At 56.3% G+C, this 22,509-nt stretch carries 23 protein-coding genes and 1 pseudogene; 13 read left to right on the forward strand and 11 right to left on the reverse strand.

Translation table 11 applies throughout. The annotated features are described in order from the left end of the window. On the forward strand, nt 1-201 hold a 201-nt coding region (locus J7412_RS17655; protein WP_209079897.1), incomplete at its 5' end, for a hypothetical protein. Between the two features lie 217 nt (nt 202-418). On the opposite strand, the gene J7412_RS17660 is transcribed toward J7412_RS17655, so the two are convergent. Further along, nucleotides 419-808: a hypothetical protein gene (locus J7412_RS17660; protein WP_209079899.1), complete on the reverse strand. Its 390-nt coding sequence runs from the start codon at nt 806-808 to the stop codon at nt 419-421. Nucleotides 809-861: 53 nt separating this feature from the next. On the opposite strand from J7412_RS17660, the gene J7412_RS17665 reads away from it, so the two are divergent. Beyond that, nucleotides 862-1,074, forward strand: a complete 213-nt coding sequence (locus J7412_RS17665; RefSeq protein WP_209079901.1) for a hypothetical protein — start codon at nt 862-864, stop codon at nt 1,072-1,074. Between the two features lie 774 nt (nt 1,075-1,848). Here J7412_RS17665 and J7412_RS17670 read toward each other — a convergent pair. Genes J7412_RS17670 through J7412_RS17680 form a run of 3 tightly spaced genes read right to left on the reverse strand, consistent with a single transcriptional unit; the run spans nt 1,849 to nt 5,170 of the window. Continuing rightward, complete coding sequence (locus J7412_RS17670) at nt 1,849-2,880, reverse strand: AbrB family transcriptional regulator (protein ID WP_209079903.1); 1,032 nt, start codon at nt 2,878-2,880, stop codon at nt 1,849-1,851. A 28-nt stretch (nt 2,881-2,908) separates the two neighbouring features. Further along, a complete protein-coding gene (locus tag J7412_RS17675; protein ID WP_209079905.1) occupies nt 2,909-4,420 on the reverse strand; it encodes a M81 family metallopeptidase in 1,512 nt (503 codons plus the stop codon). 51 nt (nt 4,421-4,471) lie between these two features. Further along, a complete protein-coding gene (locus J7412_RS17680) occupies nt 4,472-5,170 on the reverse strand; it encodes a GntR family transcriptional regulator (protein WP_209079907.1) in 699 nt (232 codons plus the stop codon). A 44-nt stretch (nt 5,171-5,214) separates the two neighbouring features. On the opposite strand from J7412_RS17680, the gene J7412_RS17685 reads away from it, so the two are divergent. The 7 genes from J7412_RS17685 (at nt 5,215) to J7412_RS17715 (ending at nt 13,115) form a co-directional block, all read left to right on the forward strand. Further along, nucleotides 5,215-5,982, forward strand: a complete 768-nt coding sequence (locus J7412_RS17685) for an RraA family protein (protein ID WP_209079909.1) — start codon at nt 5,215-5,217, stop codon at nt 5,980-5,982. After that, the gene (locus J7412_RS17690; RefSeq protein ID WP_209079911.1) at nt 5,979-6,806 is read left to right on the forward strand and encodes a creatininase family protein; all 828 of its coding nucleotides are present in this window, start codon (nt 5,979-5,981) and stop codon (nt 6,804-6,806) included. The genes J7412_RS17685 and J7412_RS17690 overlap by 4 nt, the downstream gene beginning before the upstream one ends. After that, entirely contained in the window at nt 6,782-7,762 is a 981-nt protein-coding gene (locus J7412_RS17695) for a tripartite tricarboxylate transporter substrate binding protein (RefSeq protein WP_209079913.1), read from the forward strand. The genes J7412_RS17690 and J7412_RS17695 overlap by 25 nt, the downstream gene beginning before the upstream one ends. A gap of 66 nt (nt 7,763-7,828) precedes the next feature. Continuing rightward, nucleotides 7,829-8,356, forward strand: coding sequence for a hypothetical protein (locus tag J7412_RS17700; protein WP_209079915.1), 528 nt, complete (start codon nt 7,829-7,831; stop codon nt 8,354-8,356). Between the two features lie 34 nt (nt 8,357-8,390). Beyond that, nucleotides 8,391-9,908, forward strand: a complete 1,518-nt coding sequence (locus J7412_RS17705; protein ID WP_209079917.1) for a tripartite tricarboxylate transporter permease — start codon at nt 8,391-8,393, stop codon at nt 9,906-9,908. An 86-nt stretch (nt 9,909-9,994) separates the two neighbouring features. After that, a complete protein-coding gene (locus J7412_RS17710; RefSeq protein ID WP_209079919.1) occupies nt 9,995-11,164 on the forward strand; it encodes a M20 aminoacylase family protein in 1,170 nt (389 codons plus the stop codon). 556 nt (nt 11,165-11,720) lie between these two features. After that, nucleotides 11,721-13,115, forward strand: coding sequence for a pyridoxal-dependent decarboxylase (locus tag J7412_RS17715; RefSeq protein ID WP_209079921.1), 1,395 nt, complete (start codon nt 11,721-11,723; stop codon nt 13,113-13,115). A gap of 51 nt (nt 13,116-13,166) precedes the next feature. On the opposite strand, the gene J7412_RS17720 is transcribed toward J7412_RS17715, so the two are convergent. The 5 genes from J7412_RS17720 to J7412_RS17740 all read right to left on the reverse strand — a co-directional run bounded on the left by J7412_RS17720 (nt 13,167) and on the right by J7412_RS17740 (nt 18,229). Next, on the reverse strand, nt 13,167-13,577 hold the full coding sequence (locus tag J7412_RS17720; protein ID WP_209079923.1) for a PaaI family thioesterase: 411 nt from the start codon (nt 13,575-13,577) through the stop codon (nt 13,167-13,169). A gap of 188 nt (nt 13,578-13,765) precedes the next feature. Beyond that, nucleotides 13,766-14,206, reverse strand: a complete 441-nt coding sequence (locus J7412_RS17725; RefSeq protein WP_247743997.1) for a peptide chain release factor-like protein — start codon at nt 14,204-14,206, stop codon at nt 13,766-13,768. Between the two features lie 189 nt (nt 14,207-14,395). After that, complete coding sequence (locus J7412_RS17730) at nt 14,396-15,526, reverse strand: RNA ligase RtcB family protein (protein ID WP_209079925.1); 1,131 nt, start codon at nt 15,524-15,526, stop codon at nt 14,396-14,398. A gap of 300 nt (nt 15,527-15,826) precedes the next feature. After that, entirely contained in the window at nt 15,827-17,242 is a 1,416-nt protein-coding gene (locus J7412_RS17735) for an RtcB family protein (RefSeq protein ID WP_209079927.1), read from the reverse strand. A gap of 3 nt (nt 17,243-17,245) precedes the next feature. Continuing rightward, entirely contained in the window at nt 17,246-18,229 is a 984-nt protein-coding gene (locus tag J7412_RS17740) for a hypothetical protein (protein ID WP_209079929.1), read from the reverse strand. A gap of 283 nt (nt 18,230-18,512) precedes the next feature. On the opposite strand from J7412_RS17740, the gene rtcR reads away from it, so the two are divergent. Then, a complete protein-coding gene (gene rtcR, locus J7412_RS17745) occupies nt 18,513-20,078 on the forward strand; it encodes an RNA repair transcriptional activator RtcR (protein WP_209079931.1) in 1,566 nt (521 codons plus the stop codon). 296 nt (nt 20,079-20,374) lie between these two features. Here rtcR and J7412_RS17750 read toward each other — a convergent pair whose 3' ends face one another. Then, on the reverse strand, nt 20,375-20,587 hold the full coding sequence (locus J7412_RS17750; protein WP_209079933.1) for a hypothetical protein: 213 nt from the start codon (nt 20,585-20,587) through the stop codon (nt 20,375-20,377). 495 nt (nt 20,588-21,082) lie between these two features. Beyond that, nucleotides 21,083-21,226 (reverse strand): annotated as a pseudogene (locus J7412_RS17755) (integrase); the annotation flags it as partial. A gap of 62 nt (nt 21,227-21,288) precedes the next feature. Between J7412_RS17755 and J7412_RS17760 the strand changes: the two are divergent. The 3 genes from J7412_RS17760 to J7412_RS17770 are packed head-to-tail and all read left to right on the forward strand — an operon-like array spanning nt 21,289 to nt 22,367. Then, nucleotides 21,289-21,636 carry a hypothetical protein gene (locus J7412_RS17760; RefSeq protein WP_209079937.1) on the forward strand — a complete coding sequence of 116 codons (348 nt, stop codon included), beginning with the start codon at nt 21,289-21,291 and terminating at the stop codon, nt 21,634-21,636. Nucleotides 21,637-21,639: 3 nt separating this feature from the next. Next, a complete protein-coding gene (locus J7412_RS17765; protein WP_209079939.1) occupies nt 21,640-21,954 on the forward strand; it encodes a muconolactone Delta-isomerase family protein in 315 nt (104 codons plus the stop codon). A 17-nt stretch (nt 21,955-21,971) separates the two neighbouring features. Continuing rightward, on the forward strand, nt 21,972-22,367 hold the full coding sequence (locus tag J7412_RS17770; RefSeq protein ID WP_209079941.1) for a VOC family protein: 396 nt from the start codon (nt 21,972-21,974) through the stop codon (nt 22,365-22,367). Nucleotides 22,368-22,509: the final 142 nt, after the last annotated feature.

The raw sequence follows: 22,509 nt of genomic DNA on the forward strand, positions 1-22,509 counted from the left end.
ACCGTGCTACACAACGCAGCAAACTCAAACACACTGGTCACACACCCCCGCACTGCACCACAAGCCGCCCAAGGGCGGCTTGCTGCGTTTGCGCCCCAACCAAGTGGAAGCACCCTGGAAGCAATTGAAGCCAAAACTGAAACCAAGAGCATGGCCTCCGTCAGTACTGTCAGCACCGGCAGCAAAGTGAATGGCTGCTGAGAGCCCAAAGCGCAAAATTCTGCGCTGTGTATTGACAGCCGCATATCTCAAAAGCGGACGTTGGCACCGCTAAGAATGGTCCTTTTGAGTCGTTCGTCATGTGAAGCCATGCCGCTATTTGACTTCACCGAACCAGACTTTCGCTGAACCCACGAAATCTTGTTGTGCTCGAACTTACGGTCTGCGGACTTTGCACCAACTCGCTGCGCCTTGGCGACTACCTAGAAGGGCAACCGCTCAAAACAGACGATGCCAAATCGCTCACTTCACGAGATGCTTGAAAATGAGCGTCAAGTAAACGTTGTACTTCGGCGACTACAATCCGTGTTTCTGTCTCAGTCAATGTTACGTCGTCCCAGTTCTTTGACGTCAGGCTCGTAAAACTCAGATCAACTTGCGCCGGGTCAACAAAAAACATCAGGTTCACAGAATCTAGCGCGGGGTCGAATTCGTATTCGTCTAGTCGTCTTGCTAATGCTTCGCCTGCTGGAGCCTTGTTGAGAAGGTTGCAGCGTTGGCGCTGAGGGAACAAGGCGATGTTTAGGGCGTATGCCGCCAGCCTAGCAGGCCGCGCGATGTGGGTGGGCGTAGCAAAATTGGCTGTCATCCACGCACTGCTCGCAATGCACATTACCTCGCTGCTCTTTGAGGGGAGCCGTGATGTCAGGCGATGAACTAGAGGACACGGTCACTTTCTACTTCCGAGTTTCCTCTGAACAGGCGGATCAATTCAATCAACTTGCTGCCGCACAGTTTGGCATGAAAAAAGGTGCGAAGAGGCAGATGTTCTTGAAGCTGCTTGATGACCACCTGCGGTCCCAAAAGATTGCCCAATTGAAAGAAGAAATCTCGGTGCTTGAGAGGGAAGGGTGATAGGGCAGTTGTACGCGACGAATGGAGCAGCCAATGCGCGGTAGGCGCCAATTGCGTGTTTGGAGTTGGGCCGCTCAGTGCGATCCTGCCAAACATCTATTTGCTAAAAAAACGTGGGTGAATGCGAGTATCACTCGCAGAGGGCAACGCCCTTTTGAGAGCTTTTTTGGAGATGCCGCAGATTTATCATCTACTGCTCCGGAGCAAACAAAAACGGCTACGCAGGCTAACGGCTTGTAGTACGCGCTGCGCGTCTACTCCAACCCATACCTGCCTCCGAAGCGCCGCAAGCGGACCTCGGAGAGGTGGATGGATGCTAGGCTCATGGAGCTGAATTGATAGCGCAATTTGTAGGCAGGTGAGGAGGCCGATTTGGGGCGGAAACTGGCCATTTTCTGCAATCTGCAATAGTGTCCGCTGTGCGCAGAAAGCGAGCTTTGCAAAGTTCAGTTTTCATTGGCGGCTGTGCGGACAAACCCGCCTTTTGCTCGCACCCCGTTGCTGACCCAGCATCCGCTCGCATATGCGGCACGCCTGTTGTTGCGGAGCGGCGCAAATCACCGTTCCGGTCGTTCACGGCCATCAATTCCATCCGCAACATTACCGCTCTTTCTCTACAAGCTGATCAGATCATCGAGAGGCGGACAATGCGGACGATCTAGCCGATGGGGTGAACTTCTGCTTATGTTCAGCTTGATTGGATGAAACAGATCAGCAGCGTGCACGCGGCAAGTTGAACCTAGCTGACCGTAAGGGCTGAGCCCGGAGTTTACGCTAATATCTTGACCGGATTTTCAAAGTTCGAAACATGATCGGAGCAGCTGCGATCACCAGCAGAATTCTAATTATGTGCGCGGTCGCCACGAAAGCGATATCCGCGCCCATTGCAAGGGTCAGCAAACTCATCTCAGGCAAGCCTCCGGGGGCAAACGTCAGCAGGGTCTGCTTGATGTCGATACCTGTTTGCTGGCTGACCAATATCGCGCAAAGGCATGCGGCAAACATCATGCCCGTCGTCGCGATAATCGCTAGACCAATATCTCGCCAGATTTCGCTGATCGGAACACTCAAAAAGCGACAGCCGACAACCGTTCCCATGACCAACTGCGCAATATTTACGGCAGCCGTAGGGGGTGCGCTTTGCGTCAGCCCGGCCAGATGCACAAGCGAGGACAGGATCATTGGACCGATAACTTGCGCCGCTGGGAGGCGAAGTTTGGGGCCGACAAAAGCACCGACAACGGCACAAGAAATCAAGAGCGCGTACTCCTGCTGGCTTAAATCTGCGAACCCCACGCTTTGCGTGGACTGCCCCGTTGAGTGGACGTCAAAGAAGTACCAGAAGATGAACGACATGCTTGAGACAACCATCAACACTCGGCTGGCATGGGCCAAGGCAATACGAAGCTCGATACCGCCTGCTTCAGCTCCGATCAGCATCATGTCGTTCAAGCCGCCTGGAGCGGACGAGAAATATGCCGTGATAGGATCGAAGCGACCTATAAATCTATAGACTGCGAATGCCGACGAGAATGCCATGACCACGAACAGGGGAATGTAGGCAATCGTTTCTGCCCATTGCGCGATCTGTTCAAACGCCTCGGGGTGAAAACCAGACCCGAGCATAACCCCCAGTATTGGCATAATTACTTTGCGAATCTGAAGGGGTGCTTTGACCGGCGCGCCACCAATGGCGGCCAATGTCACCAAGACCATCGGACCCAACATCCATGGAAGAGGAAACCCAATCCCAACGGCGATTAATGCTCCCGCAAGCCCGATGGAAAGCGCGGTCACGTGGCCCATAGGATCAGGTTTACCTTTTTCTTGCTAGTTAGGGTTGACCGGCTACCAGGCCATCTTCGTCGGCGCGCCACTCTACGCCGTTGTCAATCGGGTGAATGGGGCGCGGCGTTTTCTGAAAATCTATGCGAGCCAATTCAGGGGAAGTTAGGCCGGGGCCGTCGATCTCAACCACTTGCGCCGGGTTAAAGAACTCATCGAATCCAGCCCTGAAGTGGCCGCGAGATTTCACGACGAGGGTATTGAAATTGGCGATGTTCAGTCCGAAGCGCTCGACGAAGGCAGGTTCGCACAATTGGCGGCGAATGCTTGACACAATGATCAATAGACCTGCGCAGCGTAGCAGCGCGCATTGGCCGAGATTCTGACTACTTCCGGCGTATAGACCGCGTCTGCACGCGACCGGACCGTTTGCCAGCTTCACAACTTCAACCTCTGCAACATGGTGCCCCGATTGCGCATCCGTCTCGCTGCGATTGAATTCGGCATAGAACTTTGCCCCCTCGCCATGTTGCACGGCCTCGGCGGCAAGATCCGGATCAACGTGCATACCGACAAGTGCGTTTTCGACGCCTGCTTCGAGCATCGCACGCAGAATGGAAATAGTGTTCCCGTGCCCACCGCCGCCGGGATTGTCGGCGACATCTCCGTAAATACGAGGGGTCTGCTCGTCCGACATTAGAGAGATGGCATCTTCAATTGAGGTTAGATTGGTCTGAAACTCTTCGCGGTCGTCCCAAAATGTCTGACCGATTTCGCGCGCCGTTTTCAGCGCCACGGAAGAAGTGTCAGCCGTAACGGTGACGTTCACGCCCGCTTTCGACGAATCGCCGACCGAGAACCCCGCGCACAGAGATACATTCCAGATCGGGTCGACCGCCCGAGCCACGGCATCTTTCATCATTCGCCCATAAGGCCCGCGGGTCGTGTCCAGTGTGGTCGAAGGCGGAATAAACGGCAAACGAACCAACGCGCGGCCGGTTTGCTGTCCGGCCAGAAGCCGTTTCATGGCGCCGGCGGCTTCTTGCCCCCTTTCAAACTGATCCACATGTGGGTTGGTCCGGTAGGCGGCGATAAAGTCTGCACCCTCGATCATGGCCTGGCTGACATGGGCATGCAAATCCAGCGTCACCACAAGCGGCGTGTTCGGCCCGACAATATCGCGGATCAGAGAAATCAGCGTCCCGTCGGGGTCTTCGTCATTGGTTGCGATGCAGGCCCCGTGCGCGTCCAGATAGACACCATCGACGTCAAACGGAAGCCGGTCCCGCACCGCTTGCAAAAGTTCGTCGAAAAACGCGCCATCCATCATGCCGCCCGCACCTGCGAATGCCGCAAAAACCGGCACAGGTTCAAAATCCCCGAAATCCTCTTGGAACCCTCTGATACCAGCGGATGCCAATACCGGCCGCTTCTCAAGATCTTGAGCGAAGTCTTCGCCGATGGCTAAGCCTTGGGCAGCAAAATCCGAGCGCTCGGTTAACGGCGCGGCACGATTGCTTTCCAAGTGGAAGTGGATCAGGGCAATGCGTGGCAGGGGCATGGTTTCAGCTTTACTTTATAAGGTGTATCGACAAGCAGTTCAGGTCCGCTGCTAGCGACCTTCCAATGCAATCAGCAGATCGGTTCGAGACCTTGAGCGGTGTTTTTTCAGTGCTTCGGCGGCTTCCTCGGCCCGACGTTCCAGCGCGAGGCGCATGATCTGCTCATGTTCCTCATCGACCACGCGAACGTATTCCGGCTCGAAGATCCTCTTGGGCAGTAGAATGCGGCGATACCGTTCAGAATGCAGGCTCAATGTGCGGATAAAGAATTGATGCCATTCAGATGTGTGCGCTCCGATCAAGGCCAGATGAAACTCCCTATGATAGTACTCCCGCTCGATCAAAGAGGTTCCCTCGCGAACGCGTTCCCTTTCAAGGCGATGAAACGCCAGAACCAGACGCTCTTCCCACTCGGTATCGCCATGCTGGATTGCTTGCACAAAGGCCTGCGATTCGAGTTGATCCCTTAGATCAAGCACTTCCACCAGATCCTGCGAGGAAAGATCGCGAACACTAAAACCAGTCATGCCCTTCGTTTGCACGAAACGTTCGCCAGAGAGCCGGTTTAACACTTCCCGGCATGAGCCGGTACTGCCACCATATTCGGACGTCAGTTCACGAACCTTAAGCTTTTGTCCCGGTTCAAGTTTTCCAGACCGAATGTCTTCGAGAATCGAATCATAAATCCGGTTCGTTATGGGTTCTTTGGCGGCAGAGGTCGTTGAGGGGGGCAGAATATCACTACGCATTTTTCTTTTTTAACATGCGATCGGGGATCAGAGAATAGTCGATTTTGAATTTATTGACCGAATATTTTCTATCTGATACATATTTCATAATCATCGAAATAATGAAAATGTTCGAACATATGACTGAGCGCTACCAAATTGCCCCCATGCCGGACCAGATCGGCAGCGAAATCTTGGCGATGTTGTCAAGCGTATCCGTTGCAACGGTCGGTCACCTGACCTGGAGCGGTTTTCTGGACCATCGCCACATCACCCCGCGTCAATCTGACAAGCGCATTGTGGGAACGGCCATTACGCTGCGGCTGCCCACTCCGGATTCAACGCTGTTGCATTATGCATCGGGGCGCGTGCGCCCAGGTGATATCGTCGTGATTGATCGTGCAGGCGACACACGCCTGGCCTGCCTGGGAGGCAATGTGGCATACGCTCTTGTGCGGGCAGGCGCAGCGGGCGCCATTGTCGATGGCCCGATTTGCGACCCGGACGAAATCCGTGAACATGATTTTCCGGTGTGGTCCTCTGGCGTCTCGCCGATCACAACGCGGCGAACGGGCCCTTCTGGCAGCCTGAACCTTTCGGTCAATTGCGGCGGTGTGGTGGTGCATGCGGGCGACCTGATCATGGCCGATGAAAGCGGCGTCATCTGCATTCCGCGCGCCGAAGCCCCTGCGCTTGCTAAGGCTGCGGCGGCAAAGGAAAGCACAAGCACTCAACGTCGGGCTGCTATGCAAGCAGGTGCAACTTTGGGTGCATTGTCCAGTGCAGATGAACTGGTTGCTCAACATGGCGTGAATGTCGGAGCTTCGTCATGACTATGCTTGCCGGAACCACTGCCCCCAACGCACGCCGCGCCTTTGCCTCGGACGTGCCCTTTCTGATCCCCGTCGGATCGACCGAGCCGCATGGGGGATCTACCCCGATGGGCGACTATCGGCTGGTGGAAGCTTTGGCACAGCGCCTCGCGTCTACTTCTGATTGCATTGCAGTGCCCACGCTGCCCTTTGGTCATGCCACATATTTCCAGAACGTGCCGGGCGGGATCGCGTTGTCGGCTGAGACCTTTGCCGCGGTGTTCGCGGAAATCGTGAATGGCCTCATTCGTGATGGTGCGCGGAATATCCTTGTTCTGAACGGGCATGGGGGCAATTCTGCTATCATCGCCGATCAGCTTCGGCTGGCCCGCGACAAGCATGGTCTTGTCATCCCCTCGGTCAATGTCTGGGGAAAGTTCGACGACGCAATCTGGGAGAGGGCGCATCCTCAGCTTGGCATTCGCGCCAAGGGCCACGGGACCGAGCCGATGGGCTCGCTCAGCCGTTACCTGTTTCCGGACGACTGCCCGGAACAGAAAGATGTGCACCGCTCCGGGAAGGGTGAGCTAACTGGGCTTCCGCTGATGTCCATGCATCAGGGCAAGTTCGAAGACCTCGACATTAACCTGCCAGTCTACGCTGAAGACATCAGCGAAGACGCAAAAATCAATGGTGAAAACGTGCCGTTCAGTGCCGAGGCAGGCAAAATCTTCTTCGACGACATCCTGCATAAACTCACCCGCTTCGCGGATGCCTACTTCAACCGCAAATCAGGAAAGATCAACCAAGGGAGTGAACCATGTACAGAACTTTCAAAAGCCTAGCGGCCGGTGCGAGCATCGCGCTGGCAGCCATGTCAGGGGCGGCGGCCGCTGACGATTTCCCGAACGGCCCGGTGACAATCGTTGTGGGCGCAAAACCCGGCGGCGGTCTTGATACGCTCTCGCGTATCTTTGCGCCTGCATTGACCGAAGCGTTGGACAATCAACCCATCGTCGTTGCAAACCGTCCGGGCGCAGGGCAGTTGATCGGCCTGAAGTTCACCAAACCTGCAAAAGCGGACGGCCAGACTGTCGTGATGATCTCGGGCTCAGCCATGATCGCTACCATGGTCAAGGAAACCGGAGTGGACGTTCTGAACGACTTCAAACCGGTGGCGCATGTTGCTGTGGCAAACCTCGCTGTTGTTGCACCCAAGGCGCGCAACCTGAACTCGGTTGCTGATCTGAAACAGGCCATCCTGGACGCGGATGCGGCGGGCGAACAGCTCCGCTGGGCGCATACCGGCAAGGGCTCGATCACCGATGTGGCGATGACAAGCTGGTTGCTGGCAAACGGTTTGCAGGACAAGGTGCAGGACGTGCCATTTGCCGGCGGTGCACCTGCTCGTGCTGCAATCATCGGCGACCAGGTAGCCTTTGGCGTGGTCGGCACGCACCACTATCTTGCCAACCTCGACACCATGAGCGCCATCGGTGTTATGGCCGAGGAACGTGATGGTCTGGCTCCCGACATGAAGTCTTTCGCTGAACAGAACACCGAGTTCGTCGCCATGCCCGCGCCTTACATCGTGTTGGCGCCGAAAGACACGTCTGATGAGGTTGTCGAAGAGCTGACGGCGGCATTCAAATTCGCCATCGATGACCCGGCCACTCAGGAAAAGGTCAAGAACGCCAACCTGAACGTCGTCTTTATGGACGGTGCCGAGACGCATGAACACATGAAAGACCTCATGAAAGCGTGGCGTCCGACGACCGACTCGGTTGCGGGCTCACTCTGACCGCGCTGATGAGTAGGGACTGTAGGCAGGTAAGCTGCCTACAGTCATCAGAATAGGGAGGGAACAATGCCAAAGAGGCTTGACGGAGAGGTCCTGTTCGGGCTCTTCATGATCATTGTTTTTCTGGCAGGCGCATATGATCTGCTGTCCGTCGGTGGCTTGGCTGGCATTGCCCAAGACAGCGGAGTTGCCTTCGCATTGGCCATCATCGTGTTGTCGGTCATTTTGCTGGCAGTGGTTGTGCTCTCACCATCTGCGCGCGCAAGCCTTGAAGAACGCGAGAACCCGGACGCCTATTTGCCCTTCATGACACGGCGCGGTGTCCTGATTGCTTTGGTAGGCTGTTCCTATCCAATCCTGTTTTGGGCCGCGGAGTACATCATCGCAACGGCCATCGTAGGTTTCGTCGCAATCAGCCTGTTTACCGGCGAATTCGGCCGCAAGCAGGTGACGCTCGCGCTGTACTTCACCCTGTTTTCTTACCTGCTGTTCTTCTTTGTCCTGGGCATCACCGAAAGCGACGGCGCGCTGATTTCAACCGGATTGAACGACAAGGTGCCCACATGGCGCCGCGATTTCTTTGCCGCGTTTTGAACGCAACTGAAGACCGATCAAAAGGAAATAGAAAATGTCTCCATTCCTGGATGGTATGTCAGCGTTCATCACCAGCCCCAGCGCTGTATTTGTCGCCATCGTCGGCTCGGTTGCGGGTATTCTCGTCGGCGCGGTGCCCGGGCTCAGCGGGACAACGGCTGTTGCTTTGCTTTTGCCTTTCTCGTTCTATCTGGATCCGCTGATCGCGTTGATCCTGATGTACACGATCTCAAAATCATCGGATTTTGGCGGCTCGATCCCCGGAATTCTCTTTAATACTCCCGGGACTCCTTCTGCGGCTGCGACCATGATCGAAGGTCATCCGCTGGCGCGGAAGGGTTACCCGGTAAAGGCGCTGCGTGCGGCCACAGCGGCGTCGGCAACCGGTGACTTCTTCTCGGAGTGTCTGCTGATCTTTGGCGCGGCCTATCTGGCGGTCTATGCTGTAAAAATCGGCCCGCCGGAACTGGTGACGATTTATATCATGGCCTTTGTCGTGATCTCATCAATCATTGGTGAATCGATGATCAAAGGCATCATCAGCACATTGTTTGGTATCACCATGGCTTTGGTTGGCTTCGACCCGATCTCGGGTAACCTGCGCATGACGTTTGATCAACTGCCGCTTATGGATGGTCTGCCGCTGGTTCCGGCATTGATCGGGATTTTTGTCGTCGGCGAAGTATTCCATCGCTTTGACGTCAAGGACTTTGGAGCGACCTCGCACAAAGATCGGAAAGAAGAGGTCAGCAAACCCGACGACACGTTTGGTTTGACGGATTATCTGCGCGTTCTGCCGACAATCATACGGTCCATGTTCATCGGCGCCTCCGTCGGGATGTTTCCCGGCATCGGTGCATCGGTCGCGTCCTTTCTGTCGTTTGGCGAGGCAAGACGTCAGGCAAAACCGAATGACGATTGGGGCAATGGCGAGGTCAAGGGCGTTGCCGCCTCAGAGGCTGCCAACAACGCAACCTCCGGGGCCAACCTGATCCCGCTGCTGACACTGGGTATTCCCGGATCGACGCAAGCGGCGTTGCTGGCCGGGGCTATGCTGATCCACGGAATTACCGTCGGGCCACAGGTATTCACCGAAGACGCCAACCTGATCTATGCGCTGTTTAGTGCCGGTCTGTTTTGTATCGTCGCCTACTTTGTTGTGGGCTTCTGGTTCAGTCCGATGATCGGACGGATCATTCTGGCGGTGCCTGCGCGGATTACCTATTCGCTGATCCTGATGATTTCGGTCTCGTCGGCATACGTATTGCACTCGTCACTGTTTGACGTGTGGATCATGGTTGTGTTCGGCGTCCTTGGTTATCTGTTCCGGCGTTATCACTATAATATTCCCGCCTTCATGATCGCCCTGCTTCTCGGCGGCGGCATGGAGCGCGCAGCGCGTCAAACCATGCTGTTGGACAATGATGGCCTTTGGATCATCTTCCAGCGCCCGATTTCACTGACGATCCTGATCCTGACGATGATCATGATCATCATGCGGATCAGAAAAGCACGGATGAACAAGACGCTGGCCGCCATTCAGGACGATTGATCCCGAGACTTTAAACAACCGCCAATACCGCCCTCTGCCGTCACGCGCGCAGAGGACGGGCACCTTTGAAGATTTGAGGTATTCTTATGGCCATTCCTTCCGAAATTGCCGCCCTTGCCAGCGAAATGACGGGTTGGCGCAGGTATCTGCATGCGCACCCAGAGCTAGGATATCAAGAGTTCAAAACCTCAGACTTCGTTGCACAGCACCTGACGGAATGGGGAATTCCCTTTGAACGCATAACTGAAACCGGCATTGTCGCCACCCTGCAAGCGGGTGATGGCAACGGCGCGATTGCTTTGCGCGCTGATATGGACGCGCTACCGATGGAAGATCAGGGCGACGCGCCGTGGGTTTCGACCGTGCCGGGCGTTATGCATGGCTGCGGCCATGACGGGCATACCGCGACGCTTTTAGGTGCGATGAAATACCTTTCGCAGACGCGGCGCTTCTCGGGCACCGTTCACGCGATCTTTCAACCCGCCGAAGAGGGACTTGCCGGGGCCAAAAGCCTGATCGACGCCGGTCTGTTCGAAAAGTTCACCGCCGATATGGTGTTCGGCCAGCACAACGATCCACTGTTGCCCGAAGGGGTAATGAGCGTGGTCAAAGGCCCGACAATGGCCGCCTCTGATCGATTTTCGATCAAGGTCAAGGGCAAGGGTGGACACGCTGCGCGCCCTCATCACACCTTAGACCCGCTGATTGCCGGAGCGCAGGTTGCTTTGTCGCTGCAAACAATCCTTTCGCGCCGTATTGATCCTTTGGAAAATGGGGTGGTTTCAGTGACGCAATTTCATGCGGGCACAACGGGTAACGTGATCCCCGAAGTAGCGGAGTTGGCCGGTACAGTCCGCACCCTCAAGCCTGAAGTTCAGAGCGAAATCGAAGCCTTGCTCTTCGAGGTCGCAACGAGCGCAGCGGCAACGGTAGGCGCAGTGGCAACAGTTGATTATCGGCGCGGATATCCCGCGGTAATCAACGCAGATGGTCCGACCCGGATCGGTGCAGACGCCGCCGCCGAAATTGTCGGAGAAGGTAAGTTGGTAAGAAACCGCCCCCCGGCAATGGGCGGCGAGGATTTCGCTTTTATGGCCCAGGCCCGCCCTGGATGTTTTGCCCGCATAGGCACCGCGAAGGAGGGGGAGGAAACTGCGCCTTTGCACAGCCCTCGCTATGATTTCAACGACTCGATCCTGCCTGTCGGAGCCGCCTGGTTCGCAACCATCATCGAAAAAGCGCTTAGCGCTGATTAAAACCGTCTTTTGATCGCGGCGCATTACATTACACGTCGAATCCACTGGAACGCCCTGTGCAGACCGGCTTTGTTGCGCACCCTGTGAATTTGGTCTTAATCTTCGCTGAGTTATGCGCGAATGGCCGAGTTTTGCGCTGCGCTGCAGATTAGATTTTGATGTCTGTTCAGACAGATCCTTCCACTTTGCTTGTGCAGCAGAATTCTGACAGGTCCGGTGAGGGCTCAAAGTGAAGTTTCACTGCGGTCTGCACCAAAGGCCGCTTCGGGCTGGGAGTTGCCGTTAGACGGGTTTCGCACCAAGGTCCGCTTTGGGCCGTGCCTTTCGTCATTTCCTATTTGGTTCGGCTCTGAGCTGCGCCGCATCCGAGGTCTGCTTAGAGCCCTCAGTGACCAATGCTGCGCCTCGCTCATTTTGAAGCGATTTGCGGAAAGCCGTCATTGGTCCAGTTCGGGATAGTAATTTGGCAGTATTGCCGCGTGAATACCGCATGTTTCGGGTCGATGAACTTATTAAGCACGGATAGTTTCACACCAAACAACCTCAGGATTTCTCGATGCACGGACGCGACGCACTCTTCCCGGATTTTGATCAGTTAACGGATGCGGAAAACGCGTTGACTGAACGTTTAAGCCAGGCACGCCGCAACTATGCCAGTCGCAAGGCCACCTCGGTTGAGTTGACGCCTGATTGGTTGGAAGAGCTGCAGTCCAAACGGTTTGACCAAGCAGAAGACCTTGAACCGCTGATGGACTGGGTGATTGATGCGCTCGACACTGGCAGCGTGCAGATGACGCATCCGGGGTATCTCGGCCTGTTCAATCCGGCACCTGCGTTTGCCGCAGAATGTGCGGACCGGATTGCATCAGCCTTCAATCCGCAAATCTGTGTGTATTCTCATGCGCCTGCTGCTGTCGAAATCGAACGACATGTCATCAATGAACTGGCCCGGCGCGCCGGGCTTCCCAAGGGGGCCGGCGGGCATTTCACCAATGGTGGGGCCGAAGCCAATTCGACGGCTGTTTTATGTGCCTTGCAGGCCAAATGCCCGGAGTATAGCGACAAGGGTATCTATGAGTTCGCTGGCCAACCAACGATTTACGTTTCGAAGGAAAGCCATCTTGCATGGTTGAAGATGGCGCATTCTGCGGGCATCGGGCGCAACGCCGTTCGATTGATCGCAACTGACGGCCAAGGCCAGATGGACGCAAGTTGTCTTGCGGCAGCCATTGATGAGGATTCGAAAAACGGTTGTGTCCCGGTCCTGATCGTAGCTACGGCTGGCACCACGAATGCCGGGATGATCGACCCCCTCAAACCTTGCGGTGCTCTGGCGCGAGAGCATGGTATGTGGTTTCACGTCGATGCGGCATGGGGTGGGGCAATGATCGCCAGCACTGAAGGGCGATCCGCACTGGACGGCATCGAACGAGCGGATTCGATCACGATTGACGCCCACAAATGGTTCGCCACCACGATGGGCGCAGGCATGTTCCTGACCTCGCGCCCCGACATGCCCGCACAGGTTTTCCGTATCTCGGCCAGCTACATGCCGGAAAGCGAGGCAGCCAAGGATTTCTATGTGAATTCCAATCAGTGGTCACGCCGCTTCGTAGGATTGCGCCCGTTCCTCGCCCTTGGTGCTGCCGGATGGGACGGCTACGGAGACCATGTTGAACGCTCAATTCGCCTGACTAACCGGTTCACGAAAAACCTTAGAAAGGCAGGTTGGACGGAGGCAAACCGGTCTCTCATGGGGGTGAGTTGCATGGTTCCGCCAGAAGGGAACGACGCTGTACAACGTTATGTCGATGCAGTTCATGAAGATGGCCGATTCTGGATTTCCAAGGCGGTGTTCGAGGGAGAACCGGTTTTGCGGGCCTGCGTTACCAATGGACGCACGGATGAAGCGACCATTGATCAGTTGACGGCTTTCCTGACGACACTTTGAGGCAAGGAAATGCGCGCCCGCCGCAAGTACCGCGGGCGCCTATCCAACTGGTCAACCGGCGCGCAGATGCGTAGTTGTCATGTCGATCAACAAACGCCCTGTTTCTCCGCGAACCTCGGTGCGAATGACAATGAGCTTGCCACCGCGTTTGACAGTCGTGGAGGTTGCAATCAGATCGCCTGCCTTTTCATTGCCCGACAGCACGGTATGAAGATCAACGGCGAGCGGAAAGCCTGACCCGTCTTCACCAATACTGTCCAGGTCGCCGATGGCACACAAGGTTGCTGCGATATCAGCAAACCAGATCAAAGCGCCCGCGTGCATCGTTCCAAACGGGTTCTTTGCGGCTTCAGTTACCGGCATTCTGGCAATCACGCGTTCAGGCTCGCGGCTTTCAATGGTGAAGCCGATTTCGCCTTTCCATTCATTCTCAGCCAGTTTTTGTCTGATGTTCAATTCCATACCCTCAACTTACTGTGGCAAGAGCAGGCTTGCATCTGAGATACCTGAATTCGACCCGGAACTTGCGCATTTTGTCTTACCGAACCGGTTATGAGAGCGCTGCAACCTGACACACGAGCAACTGTGGTGAAGGGCCGGAAGCACAAAATCCAGAGTTAGAATGGAGCGGCTTGATGCCGCCCCGTTCCTCATTTTGACTGCTTAAATTCTCTTCCTTCGAACACATAGCAAGGGTCGCCGCGTTGAAGTTGGGTGTGGAGCGCCCGAGACTCGCTCTGCCGTGCAGCCTGGGCCTCTGTGATTTCGGCACTGGCGAGGGCGGCCAAACGGTCGAGCGCGACGCGGCGGTTTTGATGCTGCGAGCGATTGTCGCGCACCACAACGGCGTAAGTCTTTCCATCAGGGCGGGTCCAACGGGCTCGGATTGCGCTAGAGGTCTTATTCTGATGCTGCCCGCCGGGACCGCCTGCGCGGATGGCTTGCATCTCGACCGAAGCAGGATCGATCGGGACCCCACTGGCCGCTTGCGGCAGGCGGAACACTTGAATGAACCAGTTTTTGCGCTTGTGTTTTGGGCGCATTTGGCTCTGACAGCGCCATTGGATTACACCCTCGACGGAGCGCGCCAAATCGCTAGCACCTCTGCCCCGCAAAAGCACAACCGCAGAGGTCGGGCCATGGGAAGCAGCGCGCGGACACATCCAGATCAACACCACTATCTTGGGCCCGTTCCGCCAACCAATCCAAGAAAAGGCTGACGGCCTGTCGACATTCTGCTGGGCCGTTCCCGCTCGACAGCAAAAGCGCTTCACTCACATTCATTTTGCACCTCCTGTGGTCTTGAAGGTTACGAGCGGGTGCAGACGTGCCACAGGATTTGCCAGACCAAAGGCAGTCAGATCTTTCAAGACCAGATTTGGATCCTTGTAAGCCTGCCCTGCCTCTTCCAACAGCAAATCGCGATCCCCGCAGATGACCCGCCCGCCAAACCGGGTGCGGGTCAGCGCGGCAAGGTCAGAGCGGGTTTTGCGAATGCGTCCGTGCATGGAAGCGCGATCATATTTTCGACCTGCGCCGTGTGAAACAGAGCCAAGCGCCTCGGGTACCGCATTGGGCACAGTGATGAGAAAACTGGGCGTCTCGCGCGATCCGGCCAGTGGAACCAGCCCACCATCAGGGCTGGCCGCCCCTTTGCGATGCCGCCAGCCGTTCGCCTGCATGGCAACATGGTTGTGGACCGTGTCGCAGATCAGCCGCGCCTGCGTCCCAAGCGCTTCGGCCGCGATTTCGGCGATCAAGGCTCGATTCACGCGCGCCCAGGCCGTGGCGGCATCATGCATCGCGAGGTAGCGCGTTGCAGCGTCACTCCCTGAGGCGAACCCGTGTTTCCAGCTGTCATCGAGCTCTTGGAAGATACCGGCCCCACGCCCCCGCGATCCCGAATGCACCAGCAAGCACAGATCATCCTTGCGCAGGCAATGGGTCTTGGCGGCCAAGATCTCGCTCACCACCTGCACTTCGCAGAAATGGTTCCCGCCACCAATGGTGCCGAGCCCATCCGGGCTAATGCGCCCGGTCAGGCCAGCCGCGTCAAGGGCGGCATTGGCATGATCTGGGTTGGCTCCACGCTCCAGCACAGCCAATCGCCGCGCTGCCTTGTCGAGTTTGAGCCGACGGCGCGGCAGCTCAAGGCGAAACAGCGCCATGCCGCAGCCAATATCAGGCCCAACCAGTTGCGGCCAAATGCGGTCCGCCAGAAACGCTGCACCGACAGGACCATAGCGCCCAAGATGCAGGTCAGGGAAGCCTGCAACGGCGACCATACCCGGCCAACCTGCTACGTGTTCAAGTTGTTCTTCTGCGCGACCTTCAATCCAGGCCGCGCGATTGTAAAATGTGGAGATACGGGCGCGCGCGGCGCTTCCGTCCCCCGAAATGGGAGTGCCCATCGTTCATCTTTCCATAGCAAAAGAAGCGACCAAAAGCGGTCGCAGAAGGATCAACACGATGGGAGACAGCCCCGAGAGGGGATCAACGCCGCGTCAGATCCTGCGGAAGGGAAGTGGTGACGGATACAGTCATGTCTTGCCCTCCTGTCTGTTGCGGGTGAAAAGTTAGCGCCTAACTACCGTTCAGTGTCCGGATTGGAAAGCCGCCGCTGAACCAAGCCGTTTTAGTGATGCAAACACGCGACAGTGCGGTCGCCGTACAAAATGGCAGGGGAGGAGGTTTTCCTCTCCCACCAAATCTTATCTGCGCCTTTTTTTCCGATTCAGCCAGAATGCTGGCACATCGCCCGCCATAACGCAGCCGTAAGGATCAATGTAGTCCTCGATTTCGGCGAGCCCGTAGTCCTTGATCTGCTCAACCACCGACGCCGCGCTTTTGTAGCTCGAGGGCAACTCAGAAGCATCGATCCCGCCCGCGTGGAAACGCACGTCCAACCCTTTGGTCTCAGCCTTCAGTTGCTCTTCGGGGGTTATATCCCCCATGCGGCGGCGATGCTCAGACCGCGAGAAGTTGCGCCCTGCCCCATGCGGGCTAAAGCCCAAAGCGTGATCAGCATCTGTCCCACGCACAACCAAAACAGGCTCGGACATGTTGAGCGGGATGAGCGTGCGCCCCGAGGCATCGGCCGAATAGTGATCCCAAGCAGGCGTCGCCCCCTTGCCGTGGAAATAAAGATCATCTCGTTTGAAGACGAAGTTATGCTCGTTCCAGATCCGCTCACCGACATCGCCTAGGCGGGCCATTTCGACGGTCGCCTGATGGATTGCGTTATGGTTGGCTTTGGTCCATTTGCGGATCAGTTGCAGCGCCTCCCAATAGGCGATCCCTTCTTCGCTAACAGCGGGAATCCAAGCGTTTTGTTTGAGCGTTTGGGGCGAGTGCCGCTTGCGAAACTTTTGCGCCACGTCCATGCCAAGTTTGTAAAGCACCGCACCGGGACCACGCGATCCATGGTGCGTCACCATCGCCACGCGGCCTGTGTTGCGCGAGCGCCCGACAAACAAGAAGTGATTGCCGTCCCCTTGTGTCCCCATATGCTCCTGGGCCATCCGAATGATCTTTGGATTGTTCAGGAACCGGTTCTCGCGGAAGGCATCCAGCAGCTTAAGCGAGGTCGTGAAACGCGCCCCGTTGCGCCGCCCACCGGGACCGAAATGCGTCACCGCCTGCGCGGCATCCAGCACCGCTTTTGGATCGGCATCGCCCAGATCGGTCATCATCACCGAACAACAAATGTCCGCAGAATGCATCCCCGGGTGGATCGCATTCTTGGTCGCCACGACACCGCCCACAGGGATCGTTCCTACAGGGCCCGCTGGGCAAGCATCGGGCATCACCGCACCGCTCACTACAGTCGGAGTGCGCATCACCGCCGTCATGGTCTCACGCACCTTGGTGATGTTGTCTTCCTCATCGGGAGAAGCCGCGCGGATGTTCTCATGGAACGGAACCACGCCTGTGGCATGGAGTGGTATTTTCGGCACCTCTTTGGGTTTCTCGACCTCAAGCGCCGCGCGAATTTCCTGCACACTTGCCCCTTCGGCCAGCTTCATGGCAGCGTGCTCCAAAAGCGCTGGGAATTGTGCACCGGGTATATGCCCCCATGCGATCAGGTCTTCGCCCGTGATCGTCTTCAATGTCAGGTCTTCAGTCATATTTTATCCAGTCATCAAAGTTTCTTTGTTGACCCATTTGCGGGTCATGAATTCCATCCGGCGGCGCACCGTGGGGATACGGTCGCTCTGTAATGTTGTGGCAAGCTCTGGCGCGATCTGTGGCCCGAGCCGGATGAAGGTGTCCGCCGCCAACTTTCGCAATGACGTCGTGCCTCGCCCGGCAGCGAGCAACACCCTCAGAGCAACGTCAGGCGTAACCTCATAAGGCCGTGTTTCGACGACGGGCTCCCAGCGGTAAAAATTTTCGCACTTACTGATCCATCGTTTGCGCCATCCGACCTGCCATTTCGCCTCCCCGTTCAACAGCACCGCGGTTGCCACGGCGCGAACCTGTGTCGAATGCGCCTGCGTGGCTAACTTGTACAGGTAAGGGTCGAGCGTCTCGAACTGCATTTCTGCACGCATCATTCGGGACAGAGGACCTCGATTCGCCTCTAGAAGAAACGTGTAAATGGTTTCGGCCCAATCCGGGTGCTGCCGCAGTGCCTTGATTGCAGACCCCGCGCCCCGTTGCCAGCTTTGCATTCGCAACAGGACGAACGGCAGCAGACGACGCAGCTGCACCACGTTGAGTTGTGGCACGAGTGCGACAAGCCGATCCATCGCCATCTGACGGACCTGCGGCACCCAGTCATTGCTGCGGACCAGCAAGAACGCCACCGTCACAAGGTCGTCGGGCTTGGTCGTCATGGCGCGCAGAGCTTTTTCACGAAAATATCCATCACCGGAGCAGGACACCAGCAGCGGCGACCGTTTGACCGCCCTATCGGTCAGCCCCCTGAGGCACCGCTTCGATGCTTCACGGCGCATTGCAGTGGCGCAGTCACGCTCTGCGCGAACTAGCTCGTCAGGCGAGAGTTGCGCCAGCTTTGCTTCGAGCGCAGCAATCTCGTGACCCCATGAGTCCCGGTAAAGTTGCGTCGCGGCGCGCTTGGCCTGTTCCGCAATAGTAAATATTTCAGTCATCTCGGGCGTTCCTTCGGGCGGCAAAATCTATAACCTCAGTCTCAAATCAGAGCCGGGGGCTTTGGGAATGGGCCCAGGGCCCCGGCGGCTCAACGGACACGGATTTGCCCGTTCTTCTCTCATCGCTCTTTCGGTTCCCTTTTGTCGCAAGGATCCGAATGGATTCGGAAAGAAAATTGCAAATACCTCAAGCGCTTGAAAATTAAGCAAAAATAACAAGTTTGCCACACACCCCTACACCTAATACGATACAAAAATATCGTAACTTATATGATTTGATATCATGCGCAATATTGTCATTGGATTTCTCGGCACTAAACTCGATATGGGCAGGAAACGGCGTTGGAAACCCACCCCGTCGCTGGTCACACATGACGGTTTTTCGGTGGATCGGCTTGAACTGCTCTATGATAACAATCACAACCGTCTCGCCCATTCCGTCAAACATGAGATTGAAGCAAACAGCCCAGAGACTGAGGTGGTCCTTAACCGCCTCGATCTGGATGATCCGTGGGACTTCGAAGAGGTCTACTCCAAGCTCTTTGACTTTGCGCGCAGCTATGGGTTTGACGAGGATCGAGAGCGGTATCACATCCACCTGACAACAGGAACGCACGTCGCTCAGATTTGCTGGTTCCTTCTCGCTGAAAGCCGCCACGTCCCCGCACATCTGTTGCAAACCGGGCCACCGAGTGGCGATTCCGGTCAGGCCAAGCTCGACATTATCGATTTAGATCTGCGCCGCTACAATGCGTTGCAACACCGCTTTGACCTGATCTCCCAAGAGTATAGCTATCTGCTGAAAGGCGGGATCGAGACCCGCAATAAGGCCTACAACAGTCTGATTTCCCAGATCGAACATGTGGCGGGGGCAACCCGCGCACCGATCCTCCTGCTTGGCGAGACCGGGACTGGAAAGACCCAGCTGGCGGAGCGTATCCACGCGCTCAAGCTTGATCACCGTATGATCAAGGGGCGCATGGTCCATGTGAACTGCGCCACGCTCAATGGGTCGGATGGGATTGCTATGCTCTTTGGTCAGCGGCGCGGCTATACGGGGCACGCGGGGTCGGAGCGCAACGGGTTGCTTCGCGAGGCTGATGGCGGTGTGCTGTTCCTCGACGAGATTGACGAATTAGGCCTGCGCGAACAGGCCGTCATTTTGCATGCAATCGAGACGGGTCGCTACTACCCGCTCGGCGCAGACTACGAGGTCACCAGCCAGTTTCAAGTGATCGCGGGCGCCAACCGCGACCTGCGCACATTGGCCGCCGAGGGGCAGTTTCGTCAGGATCTCCTGAGCCGCCTGACGGCTTGGACGTTTGAGATTCCGCCGCTACGGCAGCGGCGCGAGGATATCGAGCCGAACCTAATCCATGAACTCGCGCGGGCGGAGAAAGAGCTCGGCGTTCAATATGGCTTCAACCTTGATGCCCGCGCACGTTACCTGAAATTCTGCCGCGATCCCGCAACGCTGTGGCCCGGCAACTTCCGCGACTTCGGTGCCTCTGTGCGGCGCATGTGCGTTCTGGCCGCGCGGGGGCGGATCACCCGTTCGATGGTGGAGGATGAAATTCGCCGCCTGCGCGACCTGTGGTCTACCTCCCACAGCGACGGAGACGCCAGACTGCTTTCGAAGGTGATGGGGCGGGAGTCGGCGGAAATTGACCTCTTCGACCGCGCCCAACTGGCCGAAGTTGTCCGTGTTTGCCAACGCAGCGCATCACTGAGTGAGGCAGGCCGCACCCTATTTGCCCATTCGCGCGAGCGCCGAAAATCTACTAATGACGCGGACCGGCTGCGCAAATACCTCGCTAAATACGGCCTGGATTGGGAGCAGTTAAGATAAGAGCACTCTGGAAATTGTCGCATCGCATCAGCAAATTCCACCATGAGTGGCCCCGGTCAACGAGACGTAACCAATGGGCTGGTGACCTGCCCGTCACTGGTCCCTCAATCAAAATTAGAGGCTGTGGGGTTGGTCTTGATAGTCATTGGTTTCGGTTTGAGCAAGCGCGACCGGCGCGCAGCCGTCAATTCGCTCAAGCGCTTGGCGCGCTTGCAACGAATGTCTGCAATGCGGGCTGCAACCGCTGTATAGAAATGATGTGCCCAACGTCGGTTCTGGGCCGCTTCTAAAACGGCTCACGCCTCCCCAGAGAACTCAAGTGCTTGAACAGTAAAGTTTAGGACATCAGCCGTCGAAGAATTTACTACTTGGAACTCTTCCCAGGCTTCTGAAGGCAATAAAAATCGAGTGTCAGATGCTTGTGAGGAAATGCTCTCAAGAAAGTGGTTCATGCCGTCCAAGCTGATTAAGGCATTTACCACGACATCAATTTCATCCAGATCGAGCAAGCCAATAGCTGCCGCAAGCTATTCGGAAAACAACCTCTGTATTCGACCAACAGAGAGGAATCCATCGTTCGGGCGCTGAGCCTCAAGGTTTTTCTTTAGCGCACGTTGATAGTTTCGGAGTTCCGCAGCCAGTATTCGACGCAGTGATGTGTGCATGGATCCGAGCTGCTTTCTATGGTCCTCTCGCGCATTTTGGAATTTGCGCGTAGCGTCCAAATGACACCAACAAAACCGACAATACCCACGATTGTTGTTTGAAACTGCTCAAGGATTGTAAGGAACTCAGGGTTATCATCCTACGTCTGCAACTTCTTTGAAATATCAAGGCAACATGCTTTAGTGTCCGTTGGTAAACAACACTGAAACTGTACCGATTGCAAATTCTCGGCGCTTGATCGACTTCCATGAACGACTGCTTTGACGGGCCGCACTGCAGCAGCTCGCGGTGCCAGTGAGCATCAGCTCTGGGCCGCTCGTGAAAACGGTCCGGTAGGCTTAGATTTCAATGGCCTCAGCAATGGCAAGCGCATCTTCAAGCTCCACACCAAGGTATCGCACGGTGCTGTCCATCTTCGTGTGACCGAGTAGAAGTTGAACGGCACGCAGGTTGCCTGCCTTCTTGTAGATTTGGGTCACCTTTGGTGTTGTAGTGTCTCCTTCATTGTTCGATCAGAATTTAAGCTTCGTGCAAGCTGTACCGTGTGCGGACAACCGATCTGCTTGATGCGAGCCTGAGCGACGACGACCTCGCAGCCCGCGTCCAAAGATACGGAGACAAGGTCATCTCGGATGGGTCTACCTACATCACTGCGATGACAGACAACGCTCTTGGCGTCACAAAGCCCGATGGCACCTATGAAGTGCTGTTCCAATCCGACGAAGACCTGCCCTGGCCGGATGGCTTTTCGATGGGTGTCGACGGCTATGTCTATGCCACCATCAACGAATTGCACCGCTCACCGGTTCTCAATGGTGGCGAAGATGCCTCGATCGGCACCTATCGCATCGTGCGTTTCCCGGCGCTCGGCACTGCCATCAGTGGGAGGTAAAGCATGCTGTATCGACTGGACTTCACGGTGGAGTATGACGCCACATTGCAGCAGCAGGCCCTGTTGGGTGTCTGGGCAGAGGAGGCTGAGGCCGCGCTTGGTGCCAAATCGGCAGGCGTCGTGAAAGACCTGTGGAAAGTGGTCGGAGAGCGCAAAGTGCTGGCGATAGTCGATGTTGATACGCCAGACGCGCTTGATCAGATCCTATTTGATCTGCCGATCATGCAGAAGATGGGCCACCACGCTCAAGTCGACGTTCAGTCGCTGCATCGTTACGAAGACTTCGCAGCAGACGTCAAAGACCGCATCGGTCGCTGAAGAGAAAGGCATCTTTCATGGCAAAAATGGTTCACTCCTGTATCCGGGTTCTGGAGGATGACAGGTCGATTTCGTGGTACAAATCCGCCTTTGATCTGGACATCGTTGATCAGCTCGATTTCGAGAGCTTTCGTCTCACTTATCTCGCAAACAAAGAGAGTGGGTTTGAGCTGGAGCTGACGCTCAACAAGGGCCGGACCACACCTTATGAGCTTGGCGATGGCTACGCGCATTTGGCTTTTGTCGTGGAAGATGTCGTCGCCTATCACAAAACCATGATCGCAAAGGGGCTCGATGTTGGCGAGCTCGTCGAATTCGCACCTGATGGCGAACTGGTGGCGCGGTTTTTCTTCGCCACCGATCCGGACGGCTACAAGATTGAAATCCTGCAGGAGGCCGGGCGCTTCAAATAAACTAGGGTGCAAGCGCATTTAGGTGCGAGGCCGCAAAACAAGATGCGCCTGCATATCACAAACCTTCGGAGCCTTTAGGCAGAGCGAAAATGCAAGTGCTTTGCTCTGCTCGTTTCCCATTCTTCGCACAGTTCCCAGCCAA

The sequence above is a fragment of the Shimia sp. R9_3 genome (assembly GCF_017743755.1).
Classification (GTDB): Bacteria; Pseudomonadota; Alphaproteobacteria; order Rhodobacterales; family Rhodobacteraceae; genus Shimia.